Origin of the sequence: Siculibacillus lacustris, from assembly GCF_004328075.1 — a bacterium.
GTDB classification, from domain to species: domain Bacteria; phylum Pseudomonadota; class Alphaproteobacteria; order Rhizobiales; family Ancalomicrobiaceae; genus Siculibacillus; species Siculibacillus lacustris.
The window spans coordinates 25,620-47,313 of sequence record NZ_SJFN01000021.1 but is presented as its reverse complement, the minus strand read 5'-3'; the positions used below and the strand labels follow the sequence as shown (position 1 = coordinate 47,313).

Sequence of the window (21,694 nt, the reverse complement as noted above, 5' to 3'; positions counted from 1 at the left end):
GTCCTTTTCCCCGCCGGTGGGCGGTCGGCGCGGACCATGTCCGAAAGCGCCGAACTGGTCAATTCGCCGCCCCGCCCCATATGCCGGGGGTAGCGTCGGCGCCCGCGCCCGCTCGAGGACCCGTCGGCCGCGTCCGACGACCCCGTCGCGGGGATCACGCCGTCCCGCCATCGCAGGGAGCCCCACGACCATGCCCACGCCCGACACGTTCCGCGCCCGCCGTCTCCTCGCCGTCGGTGGCGTCGACCACGTCGTCTTCGGCCTCGCCGAGGCCGAGCGCAACGGCCTGCCCGGGATCGGCCGCCTGCCGCGCTCGCTGAAGGTGCTGCTCGAGAACCTGCTGCGCCACGAGGACGGTCGCACGGTGACCGCCGACGACATCCGGGCTCTCGCCGACTGGACCACCACCCGCGGCCGCGGCGAACGCGAGATCGCCTTTCGCCCCGCCCGGGTGCTGATGCAGGACTTCACCGGCGTGCCGGCGGTGGTCGATCTGGCGGCGATGCGCGACGCCATGGTGGCGCTCGGCGGTTCGCCCGCCCGCATCGAGCCCTTGGTGCCGGTCGATCTGGTGATCGATCATTCGGTGGTGGTCGAGGCCTTCGGCGCCGCCGATTCGCTCGCCCGCAACGTCGAGCGCGAATACGAGCAGAACGGCGAGCGCTACGACTTCCTGAAATGGGGTCAGGGCGCGTTCGAAAGCCTGCGCGTGGTGCCGCCCGGCACCGGCATCTGCCACCAGGTCAATCTCGAATATCTCGCCAAGACAGTGTGGACCCGCCGCGACCGCGACGGCACCGTCCACGCCTATCCCGACACCTGCGTCGGTACCGACAGCCACACGACGATGGTCAACGCCCTCGGCGTGCTCGGCTGGGGGGTCGGCGGCATCGAAGCCGAGGCGGCGATGCTCGATCAGCCGGTGTCGATGCTGATTCCGGAAGTGATCGGCGTCCGCTTCACCGGCCGCCTGCCGGCCGGCGTCACCGCCACCGATCTGGTCCTGACCGTGACCCAGATGATCCGGGCGAAGGGCGTGGTCGGCAAGTTCGTCGAATTCTTCGGCCCCGGCCTCGACGTGCTGTCGCTGTCCGACCGCGCGACCATCGCCAACATGACGCCGGAATGGGGCGCGACCTGCGGCTTCTTCCCCATCGACGAGGTGACCCTCGCCTATCTGCGCCTGACCGGCCGCACCACCGAGGAGGTGGCGCTGGTCGAGTCCTACGCGCATGCCCAGGGCCTGTGGCGCGACCCCGACGCCGAGGAGCCGCTGTTCACCGAGGTCCTCGACCTCGACCTCGCCACGGTGCGGCCGTCGCTGGCCGGCCCCGGCCGACCCGAGGACCGGGTCGACCTCGCCGCCGTCCCGACCCGTTTCGCCGAAGTGCTCGCCGCCACCCCCGGCGCGACCGTCGACCTCCACCACCGCGCCCGGGTCGAACACCGCGACTTCGACCTCGGCCACGGCGACGTGGTGATCGCCGCGATCACCTCCTGCACCAACACCTCCAACCCGGCGGTGATGGTCGCCGCCGGACTGCTCGCCCGCAAGGCCCGCGCCGCCGGCCTGATGCCGGCCCCGTGGGTCAAGACCTCGCTCGCGCCGGGATCGCAGGTGGTCGCCGCCTATCTCGCCGAGTCCGGCCTGCAGGCCGACCTCGACGCCCTCGGCTTCGCCCTGGTCGGCTTCGGCTGCACCACCTGCATCGGCAATTCCGGCCCCCTCGCCCCCGAGATCTCCGCGGCGATCGGCGCCGACAGACTCGCCGTCGCCGCCGTCCTGTCGGGCAACCGCAACTTCGAGGGCCGCATCTCCCCCGACGTGCGGACCAATTGGCTGGCCTCGCCGCCGCTGGTGGTCGCCTATGCGCTGGCCGGATCGGTGCAGATCGATCTCACCACCCGTCCGCTCGGCATCGGCACCGGCGGCCGGCCGATCTATCTCGAAGAGGTCTGGCCGAGCGACGCCGAGATCCGCGAGATCGTCGACCGCCACCTCGGCGCCGATCTGTTCCGCGCCAAATATGCCGACGTCTTCACCGGCGACGCCCGCTGGCGGGCGATCACCCCGTCGGGCGGCGGCACCTATTCGTGGAACGACGCCTCGACCTACGTCCGCAACCCGCCCTACTTCGAGGGTCTCACGCGCACCCCGCTGCCGCTCGCCGACGTGGTCGGCGCCCGGGTGCTGGCGCTGTTCGGCGACAAGATCACCACCGACCACATCTCGCCGGCCGGGGCGATCGGCAAGACCTCGCCGGCCGGGCGCTACCTCGCCGAGCACGGCGTGGTGCCGCGCGACTTCAACCAGTACGGCACCCGGCGCGGCAATCACGAAGTGATGATGCGCGGCACCTTCGCCAACATCCGCATCAAGAACCACATGGTCCGCGACGCCACCGGCACCGTCGTCGAGGGCGGCCTGACGGTCCATCACCCCTCCGGCTCGACCCTGTCGATCTGGGACGCGGCGGTGCGCTACCGCGCCGAGGGGGCGCCGCTGGTGGTCTTCGCCGGCGTCGAATACGGCAACGGCTCGTCACGCGACTGGGCCGCCAAGGGCACCGCGCTGCTCGGCGTGCGGGCGGTGATCGCCCGCTCCTTCGAGCGAATCCACCGTTCCAATCTGGTCGGCATGGGGGTTCTGCCCCTGCAGTTCCTCGACGGCACCAGTTGGGAGAGCCTCGGCCTCACCGGCGACGAGGTCGTCTCGATCGGCGGTGTCGCCCGCGGTCTGACCCCGCGCTGCCGCCTCACCGTGACCATCGATCGCGCCGACGGCCGTCGCCTCGAGGTCGAGGTGATCGCCCGCATCGATACCGCCGACGAACTCGACTATTTCACCGACGGCGGCATCCTGCCCCACGTGCTGCGTCGGCTGCTCGACTGAGCCGGCGCGGCGCGCGCCACGCACCTTCGTCTCACCGCGAAGTGACTGGTCCGGATCGGCCGATTGTGGCTAACGTCTTCCCTCGGCAGGGATCGTCCGACCCGCGCAAGGCGCGGAGATCGGGCGGACCACCGACCACCGAGGGGAGGACCGGGCTCTGAAACCGCTGACGTCGAGATGCGCCGGAACGTCGTTGGGCGCCGGCTTGGCCGTGCTGATCTCGACGCTCGCCGCGCCGTCGGTGGTCGCCGCCGACGAGGCGACCGACCCCTCGCGACACCCGCGCGCGGTGGTCGAACTGTTCACCAGCCAGGGCTGCGCCAACTGCCCGCCGGCCGACGCGCTGATGCAACGCCTCGGCGCCGATCCCGATCTGGTCACCCTGTCCTTCGCCGTCGACTATTGGGACTACCTCGGCTGGAAGGACACCGCCGCCCGGCCGGAATTCTCCCAGCGCCAGCGCGCCTATGCCGAGATGCGCGGCGACCGGGCGATCTATACGCCGCAGGTGGTGATCAACGGCCGCGTCCATGCGGTCGGCTCCGACCGCCCGGCGATCGAGCGCCGCCTCGCCGGCCTCGCCGCCGAGCATCAGGATCTCGACGTCGCCATCGATCTCGAGACCGCCGGCGACGCCCTGGTGATCCGGGTCGGCGCCGCCCCCGACGACCGACCGCGCCCCCCCGCCACCGTGTGGTTGCTGCATTACGAGAAGAGCCGCACCGTGCCGATCGGTCGCGGCGAGAATTCCGGCAAGACCATCACCTACACCCACCTGGTGCGCAGCATGCAGCCGATCGGCATGTGGAAGGGCGCCGCCCTGCGGCTCGAACTGCCGCGCCGCGAGGCCACCCATGACGGCTCCGGCGGCTGCGCCGTACTGGTCCAGGTCGACCGCGACGGCGGTCCCGGTCCGATCGTCGGCGCCCGCGTGCTGGCCGGCCCGTCGTCCTGAGGCGTCCCGCTCAGCAGTCGACCAGCTTCGGCACCGTCTCCAGCACCGCCAGCACCCGTTTCAGGTCGGCGCCGCGTTTGACGATGCGCCCGCCCTGGTCGACCACCCGATAGGCCCCCTGGCGCGCCGCCAGCTTCGGGTCCTTCTCGATGCGGAATCGCGCGGTCTCGCGGGCATGGCGGAACACCGAGAACACCGCCCGGTCGGGCAGGTGATCGATGGCATAGTCGCGCCATTCGCCGGCCGCCACCATCCGCCCGTAGACGGCCAGGATCTCGAACAGCTCGCGGCGATCGAAGGTGACGTCTCGGGTTGCCGGCCGCGCCCGGAACCCGACCACCGTGCTGCCGGGCGAATCTGCCCCCGCCGCTTCGCCGCCGCCCGCTTCGCTCACCGCGCACGTCCTTTCGCGAAACCTTCGCCCGAGGTCGCCGCCGTTGCCGGACGGCGCCGTCGCCGAACCGTCATGATCGGCGAGCCGCCCGCCGCTGGCAAGACCCGCCGGCGGCGTCCGGTGGCCTCGCGGCGCAATCCTGTTGCGCCAGACCGCCCGACGATCGATCCGACGGTTTGACCGCGGCCCGTCGGTCGGCGATGGTGCCGGCCCCGCCGCCCCGTCGAAACGAAGTTCCCCATGGTCCGGTTCCTGCGTCCTCTGTCGCTGCTCCTCGCCCTCCTGCCCGCCATCGCCGGCGCCGGCGAAGCCCCGGTCGCCCCGCCTCGCGACGCCCGCATCGAGGCCGAGATCGCCGCGCTCCTCGCCCGCATGACCCTCGAGGAGAAGGTCGGCCAGATGTACATGGGCGGCTGGTCGCCGGACTTCGATCTCTCGGAAGTCACGAGCTCGAGCATCGGCGCCCTGTCCGGTCCGCCCGACGCCCCGACCATCGCGTCGATCGCCGCGACCGCCCGCCGCACCCGGCTGGGCATCCCGCTCTTGTTCACCCAGGACATGATCCACGGCTACCGCACCCTGTTCCCGATGCCGCTCGGCCTCGCCGCCTCCTTCGATCCGCGGGTGATCGCCGCGGCCGCCGAAGGCACCGCCCGCGAGGCGGCCGCTCAGGGCATGCATCTGGCGCTCGGACCGATGGTCGACCTGTCGCGCGACCCGCGCTGGGGCCGGGTGGTCGAAGGGCCGGGCGAAGACGTGTTCCTGTCGCGCCTGTTCGCCGAGGCCACCGTGCGCGGGCTGGCCAAAGGCGGGCTCGCCGCGACCCTGAAGCACTTCGTCGGCTACGGCGCCGCGGAGGCCGGGCGCGAATATGCCGCGACCTGGATCCCGGACGTGCAGTTGCGCGACGTCTACCTGCCGGCCTTCCATGCCGGGCTTTCCGCCGGCGCACCGATGGTGATGGCCGCCTTCAACGCCCTCAACGGCATCCCCGTCACCGCCAATCGCTTCGCGCTGACCACCCTGCTCAAGGGCGAATGGGGCTTCGACGGCTTCGTCGTGTCCGATTGGGATTCGGTCTCGGAACTGAAGGCCCACGGCCTCGCCGCCACCGATTCGGACGCGGTCGCACTCGCCGTCAATGCCGGGCTCGACGTCGAGATGGCCGGCCGCCTGTTCCCGCGCCTGCTGCCCGATCTGGTGCGCGCCGGCCGGGTGCCGATGGCCCGCATCGACGACGCCGTGACCCGGGTCCTGCGGGTCAAACATCGGCTCGGCCTGTTCGACGCGACCCGGCCGGCGATCGATCCGGCTGCGGCGACCGCGGCGTTGGCCACCCCGGCGACCCGCGAGATCGCCCGCGAGGTCGCCCGCCGCTCGGTGGTGCTGTTGAAGAACGATGCCGACCGCCTGCCGCTGGTGGCGCCGCCGCCGCGCATCGCGGTGATCGGCGCCGCCGCCGCCGATGCCGGCGACCACATGGGCGCCTGGGGCGCCGCCGGTCGCCGCGAGGACGTGCCGCTGCTCCTCGACCAGCTGCGCGACCGCCTCGCCGGCCGCAGCGAGGTCACCTTTTCCGCGCCGTGCGACGACGCCTGCCGCTCGACCGACGGCTTCGACGCGGCGGTCGCCACCGCCGCGGCCTCCGATCTGGTGATCGCCGTGCTCGGCGAGCCGTGGTGGATGACCGCGGAAGCGACCTCGCGCACCCGCCTCGGCCTGCCCAATCACCAGGAGGAACTGCTGACCCGGCTCGCCGCCACCGGCAAGCCGATCGTCCTGGTGGTCATCGCCGGCCGGCCGATGGTCCTGACCGAGACCTTGCCCAAGGTCGCGGCGATCCTCTGGACCTTCTCGCCCGGCACCATGGGCGGCGCGGCGCTGGCCGACCTGCTGCTCGGCGAGGCGAGCCCTTCGGCGCGCCTGCCGATGAGCCTGCCGCGCGCCGTCGGTCAGGTGCCGATCAGCTACGACCAGCTGCCGAGCGGCCGCCCGACCGGCCCCGATCTCCTGACCTCGCGCTATCTCGACGAGGAGGCGAGCCCGCTGTTCCCCTTCGGCTACGGCCTCACCTACACTCGCTTCGCCCACCGCGACCTGCGCGTCGTCGCCGATCGCCTGCGCCTCGCCGACACGCTCGCCGTGGCAGTGACCGTCGCCAATGTCGGCAGCCGGCCGGGGCGCGAGATCGTCCAGCTCTACGTCCACGACCTCGTCGCTTCGCGCAGCCGGCCGCTGCGCCAGCTCGCCGCCCTGGCGATCGTCGACCTCGCCCCCGGCGAGAGCCGCGAGGTGACCCTGTCGGTGCCGGTCGCCGATCTCGCCTTCCACGACGACGCCGGCCGCCGCATCGTCGAACCGGGGGTGTTCCGTGTCTTCGTCGGCGGCTCGTCGGACGCGACGCTGTCGGCCGACGTCACCGTGGTCGAGGGCACGCCGTCACCCTGACGGCAGCCGGCGCCGGCCCTTGGGGTCGAGGAGATCGCGCAAGCCGTCGCCGAGCAGGTTGAGGCCGATCACCGACACGGCGATGGCGAGGCCGGGGAAGATCGCCAGCCCCGGCTGGCGGCCCATGTAGGTCTGGGCTTCGGCCAGCATCCGCCCCCAGCTCGGGGCCGGCGGCCGCACGCCCAGGCCGAGATAGGACAGGCCGGCCTCCGCCAGAATCGCCAGAGCGAACTGGATGGTCGCCTGCACGACGATCGGCCCGAGCACGTTGGGCAGCACCTCGCCGATCAGGATGCGGGCCTCGCCGAGCCCGGCGAGCCGGGCCGCCGCGACGAAGTCGAGCGCCGTCACCTGCAGCGCCGCGCCGCGCACCAGCCGCACGAACACCGGCACGTTGAACAGCGCCACCGCCGCCACCACGTTGGCCGCCCCCGGCTCGCGGATCGCCGCCACCAGCATCGCGGTCAGCACCACCGGGAAGGCGAAGGCGAAGTCGGCGACCCGCAGCACCAGGCCCGACAGGAACGATCCCGGCCGCGCCGCGGCGATCAGACCGAGCGCCGTGCCGACCGCCATGGCGAGACCGATCGCCGCCAGGGCGATGGCGAAGGAGGTGGTCGCCCCGACCATCAATTGCGAGGCGACGTCGCGCCCGAACGGATCGGTGCCGAGCAGATGGCGCGCCGACGGCCCCTGCAGCCGCTCGGCCACCGCCATCGCGGTCGGCGAACGCGGCGTCCACACCACGGCGAGCGCCGCCACCGCGACCATCGCCCCGGTCGCCGTCGCGCCGATCACCAGCGACGGCGATCGCAGCAGCCGCCCGGGCCCGCTCATGCCGCACCTCGCCCGAGGCGCGGATCGATCACCCCATAGGCGACGTCGACGACGCTGTTGACCACCACCACCAGCCCGGCGAACAGGGTCACCAGGGCCCGCACCACCACCAGATCGTGGCCGGAGATCGCCTGGAACAGCAGCCGCCCGAGGCCGGGCAGGTTGAACACGTTCTCGATCAGGATCGCCCCGGCGACCAGCGACGAGAACTGCAGCCCGAGGATGGTCACCACCGGCACCAGGGCGTTGCGGGCGACGTGGCGGCGCATCACCGCGCCGCGGTCGAGGCCCTTGGCGCGCGCCGCGCGGACGAAGTCGGAGGAGAGCACTTCGAGCGCCGCGCCGCGGGTGACCCGCGCCAGGATCGCCGCCTGCGGCAAGGCCAGCGCCACCACCGGCAGCACCAGGGCCGCCGCCGCCGGACCGAGCCCGCCGCCCCAGCCGGGAAAGCCGCCGGCCGGCAGCCAGCCGAGCGTCACCGAGAAGCCGAGCACCAGCAGGATGCCGATCCAGAAGGCCGGCACCGCGAGGCCGATCTCGACCACCACCATCACCCCCGTGTCGAAGGCGCCGCCGGCGCGCGCCGCCGCCGCCAGCCCGACCGGCAGGCCGATCGCCGTCGACAGGCCGATCGCCGCCACGGCCAGCGCCAGCGTCACCCCCAACCGCTCGCCGATCAGGCTCGCCACCGCCACCCGATAGGTGGTGCTCTCGCCGAGCTCGCCGCGCGCCAGATCGCCGAGCCAGCCGAGGAAGCGCCAGACCACCGGCCGGTCGAGGCCGAGATCCCGATGCAGCGCCGCCAGCGTCTCCGGCGTCGCCGAGACCCCGAGGATCATCGCCGCCGGATCGCCGGGCAGGACTTCGGTGACCACGAACACCACCGTCGCCGCGCCGAGGAGCGTCGCCACCAGTTGCACCAACCGGCCGAGGATCAGGTCTCGCACCGCTTCCCGCCTCCGCCGCCCGACCGCGCCCCCGCCCCGCCGCTCATGGCCAGGCGAGCTCGGCGAGCGGATTGGCCGGCAGCGGCCAATCGGTCCACATGCCGGTGAGCCCGCCGCGCGTCACGGTGATCTTGGGCAGGATGAACAGGAAGATGTTGACCGCGTCCTGGGCGAGCATCTTCTGCGCCGAGATGTAGAGGCGGTCGCGCGCCGCCTCGTCGGGGGTGGTCTCGATCGTCGCCATCAACTCCTGAAAGCCGGGATTGACGTAGTTGAAATAGTAATCGGGCCGCGCATAGATGCCGATGTCGAGCGGCTCGGTGTGCGAGATGATGGTCAGGTCGTAGTCCTTGCCACGGAACACCTGCTCGAGCCACTGCGGGAACTCGACCGGCAGGATCGCCACCTCGACGCCGATCTCGGCCAGCTGCGCCGCGACGATCTCCGCCGAGCGCCGGGCATAGGCCGGCGGCGGCACCTTCAGCGTCAGCTTCAGGCCCTTGACCCCGGCCTCGTCGAGCAGCGCCCGCGCCTTGTCGGGATCGTGGGCGTTGATCGCCGTGAGATCGATATAGGCCGGATGATTGGGCGAGAAATGGCTGCCGATCGGTGTGCCGGTGCCCGATTCGACCGCCAGATTGACCGCGTCGCGATCGATCCCCATGGCCAGCGCCCGGCGCACCCGCACGTCGTCGAGCGGCTTGCGGGCATTGTTCATGGCGACGATGGTCTCGCCCTCGGTGCGCCCGACCACCACCGCGAGTTTCGGATCGGCGGCGAGCGAATCGGCGGCTTCCGGGGCGGCGAGATTGGTCAGCACGTCGCAATCGCCGGCCTTGATGCCGGCGACCTGGGCCTGGGGATCGTTGACGAAGCGGAAGGTCGCCTTGGCGATCCGCGTCGGCCCGCCCCACCACGCGCCGGTCGCGACCAGGGTCAACCGATCGCCGCGGGTCCAGGAGTCGAGCCGGTAGGGGCCGGTGCCGATCGGCTTGGTGGCGTTGGTCGCGGCCGTGGCACGGCCGACGATCACCGCATCACCCCAGGCGAGGCCGTAGAGGAAGTTCGCCGACGGCTGTTTCAGGGTGATCTTGACCGTGCGCGCGTCGGGCGTGTCGATCGCCGCGATCGGCGCGAAGATCCATTTCTGGGCGTTCTTGGAGTCGGGCGCCACCGCCCGCTCGAAGGAGAAGCGCACGTCGTCGGCGGTCACCGGCGTGCCGTCGTGGAAGATCGCCCCGTCGCGCAGGTGGAAGGTGAAGACCGTCCCGTCGGCGGCGACGTCCCAGCCTTCGGCGAGCCGCGGCACGATCCTCCCGTGGCGGTCGAGCCCGACCAGACCTTCGAAGATGTTGGCATAGGTCACTTCGCGGATCGCCTGCGCCGCTCCGGCGGTCGGGTCGAGCACCGGCGGCTCCAGCGACATGCACAACACCACGTCGCCGCGGGCCGGTGCGCCCGGGGCCGGCACCGGCTCGGCCCCGCCGGCGACGGCGACGCTCGCTGCCCATGCCGCGGCGATGATCCCGATGGCTCTCATGACGTCCCCTCCCGTGTCTCGGCATCCGCCGTCCAGTCGACGCCGATCAGCGTCGCCACCGTCGCCGCCAGGACCTTGGCGGAGGCGACGAGATCGTCGATCTCGACGTGTTCGTCGGGTTGGTGTGCCTGTTCCAGGTCGCCCGGTCCATAGGCCACGCAGGCGAGCGCACCGCCGAATCGGGCGAGATGCTTCTGGTCGTAGGTCCCGGGCGAGGCGACGTGCCGCGACGGCCGCCCCAACACCCGGTGGATCCAATGGTCGAGCGCCGCGACCACCGGCGCCTCGGGGTCGGTCATGGTCGGCGGAAAGCTCATCAGATCGCGCATCCGCCAGTCGAGCCCGGCGCGCTTGGCCTTGACCCGCTCGAGCAGCTCGACGACTTCGGCGCGCACCGAATCCGGGCTCTCCTCGACCAGCCAGCGCCGGTCGAGCACCAGGCGGCAGCGATCGGCGACCAGCGGCGCCGGCAGGCCGGCGTCGTCGGTTTCCGCGAGGCCGCCGTGCAGCGAATTGAGGTTGAGGGTCGCCGCCCTGGCGCCTTCGGGCACGCAGGGCATCCGCGTCGTCCGCTCGGCCAGCCGCGGCAGCAGCTCGGTCTCGAGCAGCGCCAGGAAGTCGCCCATGCCGCGGATCGCGCTGACCCCCAGGAACGGCATCGAGCCGTGGCCGATCCGTCCGGTGATCTCGACTTCCGCCCACCACACGCCGCGATGGCCGAGGCACACCCGGTCGACCCCGAGCGGTTCGGGAATCAGCACGTGGTCGACGCGGCCGGGATCGAACAGCCCGAGCCGGGCGAGATGGCCGACCCCGCCGAAGCCGCCGGATTCCTCGTCGGCGGTGCCCGACAGTTCGAGCGTCCCCGGCAGCGGCCCGCCGACCTCGATCAGCGCCTCGAGGGCGATCATCGCCGCGGCGATACCGCCCTTCATGTCGGCGGTGCCACGGCCCCAGACGCGGCCGTCGCGGACCAGCCCCGCGAAGGGCGGGACGGTCCAGCCCTCGCCCGCCGCCACCACGTCGATGTGGCCGTTGATGTGGACGGTCGGTCCGGGCGCCGCACCGGCGCGGCGGGCGACCACGTTGATCCGCGGATGGCGGTCGCCGTCGCCGGGCGCGCCCTTCGCGCGGATGTAGTCGACCGCGAAGCCGAGGCCGGCCATCCGCTCGCCGATGTAGCGGGCGCAGGGCTCGTAGTCGGCGCCGGGCGGATTGACCGTGGCGAAGCGCACCAGATCGGCGGTGGTCGCGACCAGGGCGTCGCGTTTGGCCTCGATCCGTTCGAACAGCCGTGACGGCGTCATCGCACCCACTCCCCGGTCGATCGTCGCCGCCTCACGGCCGCGGTCGGCGGACGCCCCCGACTATAGGCATTCGCCCGGAGCCCGCAACGACGCTGCCCGCGACCCGGCTCGCCCGAAGGCGGATGGAACCGACCGCACGCTTCTGCAATAGTGGAAACACCGATCCCCGGAACCCGGACCGCGCCGCGATGTTCGATGCCCTGAAGCGCTTCTTCGCCGATCTCGCCCCCGAGGCGCCGGGCGAGCCCTGGGAGCTCGACGACCCGCGGCTCGCGGTCGCCGCCCTGATGTTCCATCTGATCGCCGTCGACGGCTGCATCACCCCGCGCGAGATGGCCGGCATGGAGGGCGAACTCGGCCGCCGCTACGGGCTCGACGCACCGCAGGTGCGCACCCTGGTCGCCGCGGCGCGCGCCTCGACCCGCGAATCGACCGATCTCCAGAGCTTCACCGCCGGTCTCGCCCGCCGCCTGCCGATGGCCGAGCGCCACGAGGTGCTCGCCTCTTTGCTGCGGGTGGCGCTGATCGACGGCTCGCTGCACGAATTCGAAGACGATCTCGTCTGGCGCATCGCCGACCTCCTCGGCATCGCCCCGCACGAGCGGGTGGCGATCCGCAAGCGGCTGGAGGCCGACCAGGACGACGCCGACGCGCGGGCCGGCCGATGACCGTCTCCGACCACGGCGACGCGGCGCTCCCGCCGCCCTCGCGCCCGAACGACCCAGAACCCCGGCCGATGATGCCGCCGCCGAAATCCGCCGAGCCCCTGCTGCCGATCCTGATCGTGCTGCATCAGGAGCAATCGTCGCCCGGGCGTGTCGGCCAGATGCTCCAGGCCCGCGGTCATGCCCTCGACATCCGCCGCCCGCGCTTCGACGATCCGCTGCCGACGACCATGGCCGGCCACGCCGGCGCGGTGATCTTCGGCGGACCGATGAGCGCCAACGATTCCGACCCGTGGATCCGCCGCGAGATCGACTGGATCGGCGTGCCGCTGGCCGAGGACAAGCCGTTTCTCGGCATCTGCCTGGGCGCCCAGATGCTGGTGCGCCAGCTCGGCGGCACGGTGTTCGCGCACGAGCGCGAGGAGGTCGAGGTCGGGTGGTATCCACTGCTGCCGACCGAAGCGGGCCGCGCCCGCATCGACTGGCCGGACAAGGTCTATCAGTGGCACAGCGAGGGCTTCGATCTGCCGACCGGCGCCACCTTGCTCGCCACCGGCGAGCGCTTCCCCAATCAGGCGATCGCCCATGGCCGCGCCGCCTGGGGCGTCCAGTTCCATCCCGAACTGACCTGGGCGATGATGAACCGCTGGACGGTGCGCGCCGCTCATCGTCTCGGCGCGCCCGGCGCTCAGTCGCGCCGCCATCATTTCGAGGGACGCGGCCTGCACGATCACCAGACCCTGCGCTGGACCGAGCGGTTCCTCGACCTGTGGCTCGCCCCCTGACATGCGACGACCCCGCCACCGGGGGAGGGTGACGGGGTCGACGGGCGCTCACGGGGGGATGCGAGGCCGACGACACGCGACAGGGGGGGCGTGGTGTGCCGTCAGGCGCAGCGGGGGTCCGACCGTCGCTCGGCCCGGATCGTCCAGGGGGGTGGCGACCGGGGGCGGTTCGGACGGGCCGTCCGTTGCGATTGGATGATCTTGGTCGCCGGGCGTGGCCGCCCTTTGACCGAATGATGGCGAAAGCGCGAGGACGATCACGAAACCCGGAGCGCGGCGTCACCGGGCGATCCGAAACGATTTTTCCGGGACTTGCGGACAACCGTATGCGACATCGCCTTGGGTCGCGCCGCAGGTTGCGCTATCTTCGCATGCGTCGCGTCCGATCGGGGCTCGATCCCTCGGCGGGTCGGGAGGGTCGGGTCGCGGCTCGTCCGGTGAGAACCCCGCCCCCCGGCCGGGTTTGCGGCGAACGCAGGCGTCCAACGGCGGATTCCAATGGATCGGTTGCAGACCGCCCTCGACTTCATCGGCGACATCGCCGCAGAGGTCGACGTGAATCAGATGCTGGCCCGCCTGAGCCGGATCGCCGGGGGATTCGGCTTCGACTCGTTCCTGCTCACCGGCGTACCCGATCCCGGCCGCCGGATCGACGGCTACATCATGCTGTCGGGCTGGAGCGAGGCCTGGCTCGACCGTTACGTCTCCCAGGACTACGTCCAGGTCGATCCGATCGCCCGACGCCTGCAGAGCGTCGCCGATCCCTTCGTCTGGTCGGAGGTCATGCGTGGCCTCAAACCCGACCCGATGGGGCGCCGGGTGATGGACGAAGCTGCCTCGATCGGCATGCGTGACGGCCTCTGCGTGCCGCTCTACGACCGGGTGCGCGGCCGCTCGGTGCTGTCGCTCGCCGCCCGGACCGTCGATTTGTCGCCGGCCGACCGCGCCGTGCTCCATCTCGTCGGCATGTACGCCCAGTCGCGCATCCGCACCCTGCTCGATCCGGCGCCGCACGTCGACGAGCACCCGCGCCTGTCGCCGCGCGAACGCGAATGCCTGCAGTGGACCGCCGCCGGCAAGACCTCCTGGGAGATCTCGGCGATCCTCGGCCTGTCCCAGAGCACCACCGACGGCTACATCGCCTCGGCGACCCGCAAGCTCGGCGCGGTCAACCGCACCCAGGCGGTGGCCGAAGGCATCCGCCGCGGCCTGATCGACTGAGCCTCCCGGCTCCGGCCGTCGCGCGCTCGACGCACCACCGCACCCTCCGATGAACGCCACTTGCCGGAAACACCGATGCCCGCCGCCGTCGGCGGTGGCCGTTGCGCAGCGGTACCCGCTCTCTTCGATTGTAATTTCTTCGTCGACAACCAGAGTCTCCCTGCGACGCGGCCGAGAATCGGTCACGTCGCACGCGCCGTCCGTGCAGCCGAAAGACTGGGGAATCCGAATGATAAGAACCATCGAGAACGTCACCGCCGACCACCGCCTGCCCGTCCTCGAACAGGCGTGGCGGCTTCGCCACCGCGTCTTCGTCGAGGAAAAGGGCTGGCACGACCTCGCCCGTCCCGACGGTCGCGAGATCGACGCCTACGACCACGCCGAGGCGACCCACCTCTGCGTGATGCGCGGCGACCGCGTCGTCGCCTATGCGCGCCTGCTGCCGACCACCCGCGGCCACCTGCTCTCCGACGTGTTGCCGGAGCTGTGTCGCTTCCGCGCGGTGCCGCGCGGGCCCGAGACCCGCGAATGGACCCGCCACTGCGTCGATCCCGCCTACCGCGGCAGCGGCGCGGTGATGGGCGAGGTCGAACGCGAGCTGATCTGCGGCATCGTCGACTGGGCCGCCGAACACGGCGTCGAGCAGCTGACCGCCGAGGGTCACCCGGTGTGGGCGTCGCGCCTGCGCCGGCTCGGCTTCGGCGTCGAGCCGCTGTGCCTGCCGACCCCGATCGCCGGGGAGAAGGCGATCGGCATGCTGATCGCCCTGGAGGGTGCCGATCCCGACGGCGCCGGCGGCCGCCGCACCCCCACCGGCGCGGTCCGGGTGCCGGCGTCGCGTCCGGCTCCGACCGTCCCGCTCGGCCTCTGAGCCGTCAGGCCGATCCTTCCGGCGCGCTCCGGCGCGCCGGATCCTCCAGCGCCGTCTCGACCGACGATTCGAGCTCGGCCACGCCGGCATCGGGCCGCCGCCGCCGGGTGAACACCATCAGCGCCGACGGCGTCACCACCAGCGTCAGGATGGTGGCGAAGGCCAGACCGAACACCATGGCGCTCGACAGATGGATCCACCATTGGGTCGAGGGTGCGCCGATCGTCGTCTCGTGGCCGATCAGGTCGGGGTTGATGCCGAAGGCGATCGGCAGCACGCCGAAGATCGCCGTCACCGCGGTCAGCACCACCGGTCGGGCGCGTTCGCGACAGGTCTCGAGCGCCGCGTCGCGCTTCTCCCAGCCCTCGTGGATCAGCCGGTCGTAGGTGTCGATCAGCACGATGTTGTTGTTCACCACCACGCCGGCCAGCGCGATGATGCCGATCCCCGACATCACCACCGAGAACGACATGTCGTTGGCCATCAGGCCGAGGAACACGCCGATCGTCGAGAACACCACCGCCGACAGCACCAGCGCCACCGAGGTGAACTTGCCGAACTGGGCGAGCAGCACAGCGAAGATCAGGAACAGCGCCGTGCCGAAGGCCTTGGACAGGAACGCCGAGGCCTTGCGCCGTTCCTCGTCCTCGCCCTTGAGCTTCCAGCGCACCCCCGGGCCGAGATCGAGGCCGGCCATCTGGGCGGTGACCTTGGCCTGGACGTCGGCGGCGGGAACACCCTCGCGCAGGTTGGCGCTGACCGTCAGCACCCGCTCGCCGTCGACCCGATCGAGCCGGCCGACCCGCGGCGCCGCCTTGCGTTCCATGACGTTGGCGATCGGCACCGAGCCGTTGACCGAGTTGATGCGGATCTCGTCGAGGGTGGCGAGTGTCCGCCGCTCGGGCGGATAGCGCAGCACGATGTCGACCGAATCGGTGGTGTCGGAGGGTCGATAGTCGGTGAGCTTCAGGCCGTTGGTGACCAGTTGCACCGCCGACCCGACGGTCCCGACCGAGACCCCGTATTTCGCCGCCTCGGAGCGCTTGACCTCCAGCCGCCAGTCGATGCCCGGAACCTGGCGGGCGTCGTCGATGTCGACCACCTCCGGGTGGTCGCCGAGCATCGCCGCCACCTTGGCCGCCGCCGCCGGCAGATTGGCCGGATCTGCGGCCTTGATCTGGATCTGGATCGGCTTGCCGGTCGGCGGGCCGGCCTGCGGCTTGCGCGGCTCGATCTCGAGACCCGGCATCTCGGCGGTGCGCTCGCGGATCTCCGCCAGCACCTCGCGCGCCGGCCGCCGCTCGCGCCAGTCGACCAGTTCGAACTGGATCACCCCGATCACGTCCTCGGCGACGTCGCCGGAGCCGCCGCGCTGCTCGCCGACCCGGGTGTAGACGGTCTTCAGTTCGTTCATGCCGAGGAGCCGCGCCTCGACCGCCGCCACCGCGCCGTTCTTCTCCTCGAGGCTGAGATTGCCGCGGGCGTGGACATGGACGAGCCCGTAGTCCGGCTCGACGTCGGGGAAGAACTCGACGCCCTTGCCGAGCTTGCCATAGGCCTGCGGCACGGCGATCAGCAGGACGAGGGCAATCGCCAGCACCGTCTTGGGGTGATCGACCGCCCGCGTGACGATCTTCATGTAGAGCCCGTCGACCTTCTTCACCTCGTGCTTGGGCGGGCGCCCGAACAGCGAGCCGAGGGTCGGCGTGAAGATCAGCGAGAAGATCAGCGACGCCGACAGCGTGGCGATCAGCGTGATCGGCATGTACTTCATGAACTCGCCGACCACGCCCGGCCAGAACAACAGCGGCGAGAACGCCGCCACCCGGGTGGCGGTCGCCGCGAACACCGGCCCGGCCATGCGTTTGGCCGCCAGCGAATAGGCCACCGGCGGCGACATCCCCTCCTCCATCCGCCGCTCGGCGAATTCGGCGACGATGATCGCATCGTCGACCAGCATGCCGACCGCGAGGATCAGCGAGAACAGCACCACGATGTTGACCGTCAGCCCGGCCAGCGACAGCCACATGATGCCCATCAGGAACGACGTCGGGATCGCCAGCCCGATCATCGTCGAGGCGCGGAAGCCGAGCGCGTAGAGGATCACCACGAAGACCAGGATCACCGCGATCAGCACCGAATTCTGCAGTTCGCCGAGCAGGCGCCGGATGTCGGTCGACTTGTCCTGGCTGAAGCCGATATGGACGCCGGCCGGCATCTTGGCCGCGAACTCGCCGGCCACCCATTTCACCGCGTCGACCGTCTCGATCAGGTTGGCGCCGGTGCGCTTGACCACTTCGACGGCGATCGCCGTGCGCCCGTCGATGCGGGTGATGGTGGTGGCGTCCTTGAAGGTGCGCTTGACCGTGGCGACTTCCGCGGCGCGCACCACGGCGTTGGGGCCGGCGACGATCGGCAGATCGGCGACGTCGGCGAGCCCTTCGATCAGCGACGGCACCTTGACCGCGTAGCGGCCCTCGCGCCCCTCGAGCGTCCCCGCCGCCACCAACTGGTTGGAGCCGTTGGCGACCGCCAGCAGCTGGTCGAGCGACACGCCGTAGGATTCGAGCAGCATCGGATCGACGTTGATCTCCACGAGATCGTCGCGCGCGCCCTGCAGATCGGCCGAGAGCACGCCGGGCACCTGTTCGATCGCCTGACGCAACTCGCGCGCCAGGGTGGTCAGCGTCCGCTCCGGGGCGTCGCCCGACACCGTCACCACCAGCACCGGGAACAGCGACAGATTGACCTCGCGCACCGCCGGCTCGTCGGCGGTCGTCGGCAGGTCGCGCTTGGCGTCGTCGACCTTGGCGCGCACGTCGGCGAGCGCCGCCGAACTGTCGAAGCCGGCGTTGAACTCGAGCAGCACGTAGCCGCCGCCCTCGAAGGCCTGGGAGCGCATCTCCTTGACGTTGGTCACCGACTTCAGCCGCGTCTCGACCGGCCGTAAGAGCAGCCGCTCGGAATCCTCCGGCGAGATGCCGCGGAGCGTGAGCTGGACGTAGACGATCGGGATGCGGACGTCGGGTTCGGCCTCCTTGGGGATGCCGACATAGGAGAAGGCGCCGGCCACCAGCGTGAAGATCAGACACACCAGCGTCAGGCGCCAGTTGCGGATGGCGATGTCGACCGGGCTCATCGCACCACCTCGGCGACCACCGGGGTTCCGACCTTGACGAACTCCTGGCCGGCGACGATCACCCGGGTGGCATCGGCGATGCCGGCGAGCCACAGGCCTTCGGCGGTGTCGTCGAGAATCTCGACCGCGCGGAAACCGACCTTGCCCTCGGCATCGACGAAGCGCACGCCGATCACCCCCTCGTCCGACAGCGTCAGCACCGAGCGCGGCAACCGCACCGCCGGCACCGGCTCCGACGGCAGGGTGATCTCGGCGGTCAGCCCACCGGCGATGCGGTCGCCGGTGTTGATCGCCTCGACCTCGACCCGGTAGGTGCGGGTACGCTCGGCCGCCGACCGCGACACGTAGCTGATCCGCCCCTTGATGGTCTCGCCGGTGACCAGCCGCACCTCGGCCGGCCGTCCGACCGCGGCGCGTCCGACCGAACGTTCGCTGACCTCGCCGACCACCAGGATCGGATCGAGCGCCAGCACCGTGGCGATCAACCGCCCCTCGCCGACCGCCTGACCCCGCTCGATCGGGATCTGGTCGACCACCCCGGCGATCGGTGTCACCAGCGTCTTCTTGTCGACCTCGACCCGCGCCATGTCGAGCATCGCCGCGGCGCTGTCGACCGCCACCCGCGAGGCGGTGAGGTTGAGGCGCGGATTGGACCCGGTCTCGGTCAGCCGGCTGGCGGCTTCATATTCGATCTTGCGCTGGGCGAGGAAGGCCTCGGCCTGTTTCAGGGCGCTCGCCCGACCCTCGTCGGCGAGGCGGGCGATCACCGTCCCGGCCGCCACCTTGGTGCCCTTCTCGACCGGCAGGTCCTCGACGATTCCGGGACCGCGCGCCGAGATCGCCACCGCCTTGTTGGCCTCGGTGCGGCCGGACACTACCAGCGCCCGGCGATAGGCCTCGGTATGGACCACCGTGATGCCGACCTTGCGGCTCGCCGCCACCGTCGCTTCGCCGCCGCGCACCGGCGTCGGCTTCGACGCCGAGCGGCCGAACTCGCCGAGCCCGATCCACACCCCGACCGCCGCGATCAGCACCACCGCGACCGCCCGATTTGCCTTCAACCCGATCATCACGAACCCAAGATCCTGTGCAGCACGGCGCGATGGAGATCGGCCGAAACAGAGGAGAAACAGCAGAACACGACGCGAAGATGGTCGATCGCCGCGCTCGCGTCGAGGACCGTGGCCACCGCCACCTCCGCGGCCTCCCCCGGCGGGTAGCCGTAGACCCCGGTGGAGATCGCCGGGAAGGCGACGCTGGCGAGGCCTTCCGCCGCGACCAGGGCGAGGCTCGACCGATAAGCGGCGGCGAGCAGGGCCGGCTCCCCGGCGGTGCCCCCCTGCCAGATCGGCCCGACGGTGTGGATCACCCGCCGCGCCGGCAGATCGAAGCCGTCGGTGATCCGCGCCTCGCCGGTCGGACAGCCGCCGAGCGCCCGGCAGGCTGTGAGCAGGCGCGGTCCGGCGGCCCGGTGGATCGCCCCGTCGACCCCGCCGCCGCCGAGCAGCGACGGATTGGCGGCATTGACGATCGCATCGACCCGCAACGTCGTGATGTCGGCCACCACCACCGCGAAGACCCGCGTTCCCAGCCGATGTTCGTCGTCTTCCGCCACCGAGTTGCCCTTTCGACGACCTGTGCGCGCGGAACACATAGGCACAACGCATTGCGAGGTCGAGGGGCCTTCGCCGGGGTCGTGACGTTTCGTCACCCCCCGTCAGTCGCGCGCTGCGGTAGAGCGTTACCCGATCGACGCGTAGAGCGATTTCCGGCCCGATGTCGGCGCGCTTTCATGGTCGTCGCGACGAAAATCGCGAGTTCGGCATTATTTCGACGTCAGCGTTTGATCTCGATCAACGCCCGGATCGGGGTGTCCGCATTCCGAACAGAACTGATCTTTTCTGGACTTCGTCGATGCTCGAGATCGCGTCCGGATTCATTTCCCGGCCTTCGATCGTCATCTTCGCCGATCGCCGGCCGGCGCTTGATCGCGATCAAGGGGGCGGAGCGCGACTTCCTGTCCTCTGGACGGCGTCTCGTCGAGCGCGGCGCCGCCGCGCCCTCGCATCGATACGTTCGGGAGGACCTCACCGATGTTGAAGATCGCCGTACTCGTCTGGATCGTCCTCGGGGTCACGGTGGCCGGCGCCGCCCTCACCGTGGTGCTCGCCGTCCCGTCGCTCACCGTGAACGCGATGAAACTGCTGCCGATCGTCGCGCTGCTCGGCTTCGTGGTGGCGATCCCGCTGTCGATCCTGGTGGCCCGCCGGATCGACGCCCAGACCCGCCGGCCCTGAGCGGCGACGGCCCGGCGCCGTGGCCCCCGGGCCGCGGCGGCGCGCGCATTCGAATTCAGCCGAGCGACGATCAGCATTCGCGACACCGATGCCCGGCTCTTTGGCAATGTGCCCTTTCGTCGTCGAGGACGGGCGACCGCCGACACCGCCGCTCGATCGGTCGCCGCCCGGCACCGGCCGCCATGAGGGGACACGGCGCGTGGGCCGAACGGTCTCGGACCCGAACGGACCGGCCGTGACACGATCGGGCGAGCGCCGGTCCGGCGCCCGCCCGAAAGACTGTCGATCGCAGTGAACGTCGTCGGCTCAGCGCTTGGGTTCCGGGATCCACGGCGCCATGGCGACTTCGGCGCGCGAGAACTGCGGGATCTTGGCCGCCAGTTCTTCCATGTTCTTGATGCCCTTCTCGGCGAGCATGGCTTGCGTGATCAGGGTCGGCGGCACCACGACTTCACGGCCCGGATCGATCCCGGCGAGCAGCAGGGCGAGCGAGCGCACGCAGACTTCGCCGACGACGGCGGAGTTGGTGGCAGTGGTCGCGGACCAGGCGCTGTCCTTCTCGATCATCGCCGAGATGTCGGGGGTCGAAATGTCGGCCGAATAGATCTTGATCTGCTTCGACAGGCCCGCTTCGTCGACGGCGGTCTTGACGCCCTTGGCGAATTCGTCGAACGGCGCGAAGATCATCTTGATGTCGGGATTGGCGCGCAGCACCGCGGCGGTCTGGTCGGCGACCGAATTGGCGATCGGGTTGTTCATGGTCCCCCAACGGGCGACTTCGACGATCTTCGGGTACTTCTTCTTGACCGCCTGCCAGGTCTCGTCACGCCGGTCGAGGGGGGCGATGCCGGGGACGTAGACGTAGCCGGCCTTGAAGGCTTCGCCGTTGTCGCGGATCGCCTGCTCGAGCGACAGGCGGGCGAGTTCGCGGTCGTTCTGTTCGATCTGCGGGATCTTCGGGTTCTCGCAGTTGACGTCGAAGGCGACGACCTTGAAGCCTTCGGCGACGGCGCGGGCAGCCGGGTCCTTCAGGGTCTCGGTCAGACCGTGCTGCAGGATGATGCCGTCGACGCCCATGTTCATCGCCTGGGCCAACATCTCCGCCTGGAGAGCGGCGTCCTGGCGCGAGTCGAGGACGTGCAGATCGATGCCGAGAGCGGCGGCCTGGCGGGTGACGCCGGCGAGATAGAACTGGAAGAAGTCGCCGGTCGACAGATAGCGCACCAGCGCGATCTTGACCTGGCGCTTGCCGAAGATTCCCGGCGCGCCGGCGATGCCGGCGGCGCGTGCCGCCGAGAACGGCAGGGCACTCGCCAGCGACGCGCCGGCGAGAGCGGTGAGAACATGTCTCCGTGTTGTGGACATCGTGGACTCTCCTTGGGTAGTGCGCGTTTT

The 21,694-nt window shown here is 71.0% G+C and carries 17 protein-coding genes; 8 read left to right on the top strand and 9 right to left on the bottom strand.

Annotated elements, in window-relative coordinates:
• Positions 1-190 precede the first annotated feature (190 nt).
• Both acnA and EYW49_RS14365 read left to right on the top strand, forming a co-directional pair.
• Positions 191-2,893: an aconitate hydratase AcnA gene (gene acnA / locus EYW49_RS14370; protein WP_131310282.1), complete on the top strand. Its 2,703-nt coding sequence runs from the start codon at positions 191-193 to the stop codon at positions 2,891-2,893.
• A 211-nt stretch (positions 2,894-3,104) separates the two neighbouring features.
• Complete coding sequence (locus tag EYW49_RS14365) at positions 3,105-3,848, top strand: DUF1223 domain-containing protein (protein ID WP_228259619.1); 744 nt, start codon at positions 3,105-3,107, stop codon at positions 3,846-3,848.
• A 10-nt stretch (positions 3,849-3,858) separates the two neighbouring features.
• On the opposite strand, the gene EYW49_RS14360 is transcribed toward EYW49_RS14365, so the two are convergent.
• Positions 3,859-4,242, bottom strand: a complete 384-nt coding sequence (locus EYW49_RS14360; RefSeq protein WP_131310280.1) for a DUF2794 domain-containing protein — start codon at positions 4,240-4,242, stop codon at positions 3,859-3,861.
• A gap of 240 nt (positions 4,243-4,482) precedes the next feature.
• Here EYW49_RS14360 and EYW49_RS14355 point away from each other — a divergent pair, with 240 nt between their 5' ends.
• Positions 4,483-6,690, top strand: coding sequence for a glycoside hydrolase family 3 N-terminal domain-containing protein (locus EYW49_RS14355; protein ID WP_131310279.1), 2,208 nt, complete (start codon positions 4,483-4,485; stop codon positions 6,688-6,690).
• Here EYW49_RS14355 and EYW49_RS14350 read toward each other — a convergent pair.
• From EYW49_RS14350 to EYW49_RS14335, 4 genes are read right to left on the bottom strand one after another with little or no spacing between them, the layout of a single operon-like run.
• Complete coding sequence (locus EYW49_RS14350; protein WP_131310278.1) at positions 6,682-7,527, bottom strand: ABC transporter permease; 846 nt, start codon at positions 7,525-7,527, stop codon at positions 6,682-6,684. The two genes, EYW49_RS14355 and EYW49_RS14350, sit on opposite strands and share 9 nt — an antisense overlap.
• Entirely contained in the window at positions 7,524-8,474 is a 951-nt protein-coding gene (locus tag EYW49_RS14345; RefSeq protein WP_131310277.1) for an ABC transporter permease, read from the bottom strand. Before EYW49_RS14345 ends, EYW49_RS14350 begins: the two co-directional genes overlap by 4 nt.
• Positions 8,475-8,517: 43 nt before the next feature.
• A complete protein-coding gene (locus tag EYW49_RS14340) occupies positions 8,518-10,014 on the bottom strand; it encodes an ABC transporter substrate-binding protein (RefSeq protein ID WP_131310276.1) in 1,497 nt (498 codons plus the stop codon).
• Positions 10,011-11,321, bottom strand: a complete 1,311-nt coding sequence (locus EYW49_RS14335; protein WP_131310275.1) for an acetylornithine deacetylase/succinyl-diaminopimelate desuccinylase family protein — start codon at positions 11,319-11,321, stop codon at positions 10,011-10,013. The genes EYW49_RS14340 and EYW49_RS14335 overlap by 4 nt, the downstream gene beginning before the upstream one ends.
• 188 nt (positions 11,322-11,509) lie before the next feature.
• Here EYW49_RS14335 and EYW49_RS14330 point away from each other — a divergent pair, with 188 nt between their 5' ends.
• From EYW49_RS14330 to EYW49_RS14315, 4 genes are all read left to right on the top strand, one after another.
• The gene (locus EYW49_RS14330) at positions 11,510-11,989 is read left to right on the top strand and encodes a tellurite resistance TerB family protein (protein ID WP_165498263.1); all 480 of its coding nucleotides are present in this window, start codon (positions 11,510-11,512) and stop codon (positions 11,987-11,989) included.
• A gap of 68 nt (positions 11,990-12,057) precedes the next feature.
• Entirely contained in the window at positions 12,058-12,771 is a 714-nt protein-coding gene (locus EYW49_RS14325; RefSeq protein ID WP_131310273.1) for a glutamine amidotransferase, read from the top strand.
• 498 nt (positions 12,772-13,269) lie between these two features.
• Positions 13,270-13,992 carry a helix-turn-helix transcriptional regulator gene (locus EYW49_RS14320; protein ID WP_131310272.1) on the top strand — a complete coding sequence of 241 codons (723 nt, stop codon included), beginning with the start codon at positions 13,270-13,272 and terminating at the stop codon, positions 13,990-13,992.
• Positions 13,993-14,221: 229 nt separating this feature from the next.
• Entirely contained in the window at positions 14,222-14,863 is a 642-nt protein-coding gene (locus EYW49_RS14315; protein ID WP_165498262.1) for an acyl-homoserine-lactone synthase, read from the top strand.
• A 4-nt stretch (positions 14,864-14,867) separates the two neighbouring features.
• Here the strand turns inward: EYW49_RS14315 and EYW49_RS14310 are convergent, their stop codons facing one another.
• Genes EYW49_RS14310 through EYW49_RS14300 form a run of 3 tightly spaced genes read right to left on the bottom strand, consistent with a single transcriptional unit; the run spans position 14,868 to position 19,656 of the window.
• Entirely contained in the window at positions 14,868-18,002 is a 3,135-nt protein-coding gene (locus EYW49_RS14310; protein WP_131310270.1) for an efflux RND transporter permease subunit, read from the bottom strand.
• Entirely contained in the window at positions 17,999-19,072 is a 1,074-nt protein-coding gene (locus EYW49_RS14305; protein WP_131310269.1) for an efflux RND transporter periplasmic adaptor subunit, read from the bottom strand. The genes EYW49_RS14310 and EYW49_RS14305 overlap by 4 nt, the downstream gene beginning before the upstream one ends.
• Positions 19,072-19,656, bottom strand: a complete 585-nt coding sequence (locus tag EYW49_RS14300; protein WP_131310268.1) for an O-acetyl-ADP-ribose deacetylase — start codon at positions 19,654-19,656, stop codon at positions 19,072-19,074. The genes EYW49_RS14305 and EYW49_RS14300 overlap by 1 nt, the downstream gene beginning before the upstream one ends.
• Before the next feature lie 439 nt (positions 19,657-20,095).
• On the opposite strand from EYW49_RS14300, the gene EYW49_RS14295 reads away from it, so the two are divergent.
• Positions 20,096-20,299, top strand: a complete 204-nt coding sequence (locus EYW49_RS14295; RefSeq protein ID WP_131310267.1) for a hypothetical protein — start codon at positions 20,096-20,098, stop codon at positions 20,297-20,299.
• A gap of 306 nt (positions 20,300-20,605) precedes the next feature.
• Here the strand turns inward: EYW49_RS14295 and EYW49_RS14290 are convergent, their stop codons facing one another.
• The gene (locus EYW49_RS14290; RefSeq protein WP_131310266.1) at positions 20,606-21,664 is read right to left on the bottom strand and encodes a substrate-binding domain-containing protein; all 1,059 of its coding nucleotides are present in this window, start codon (positions 21,662-21,664) and stop codon (positions 20,606-20,608) included.
• Positions 21,665-21,694: the final 30 nt, after the last annotated feature.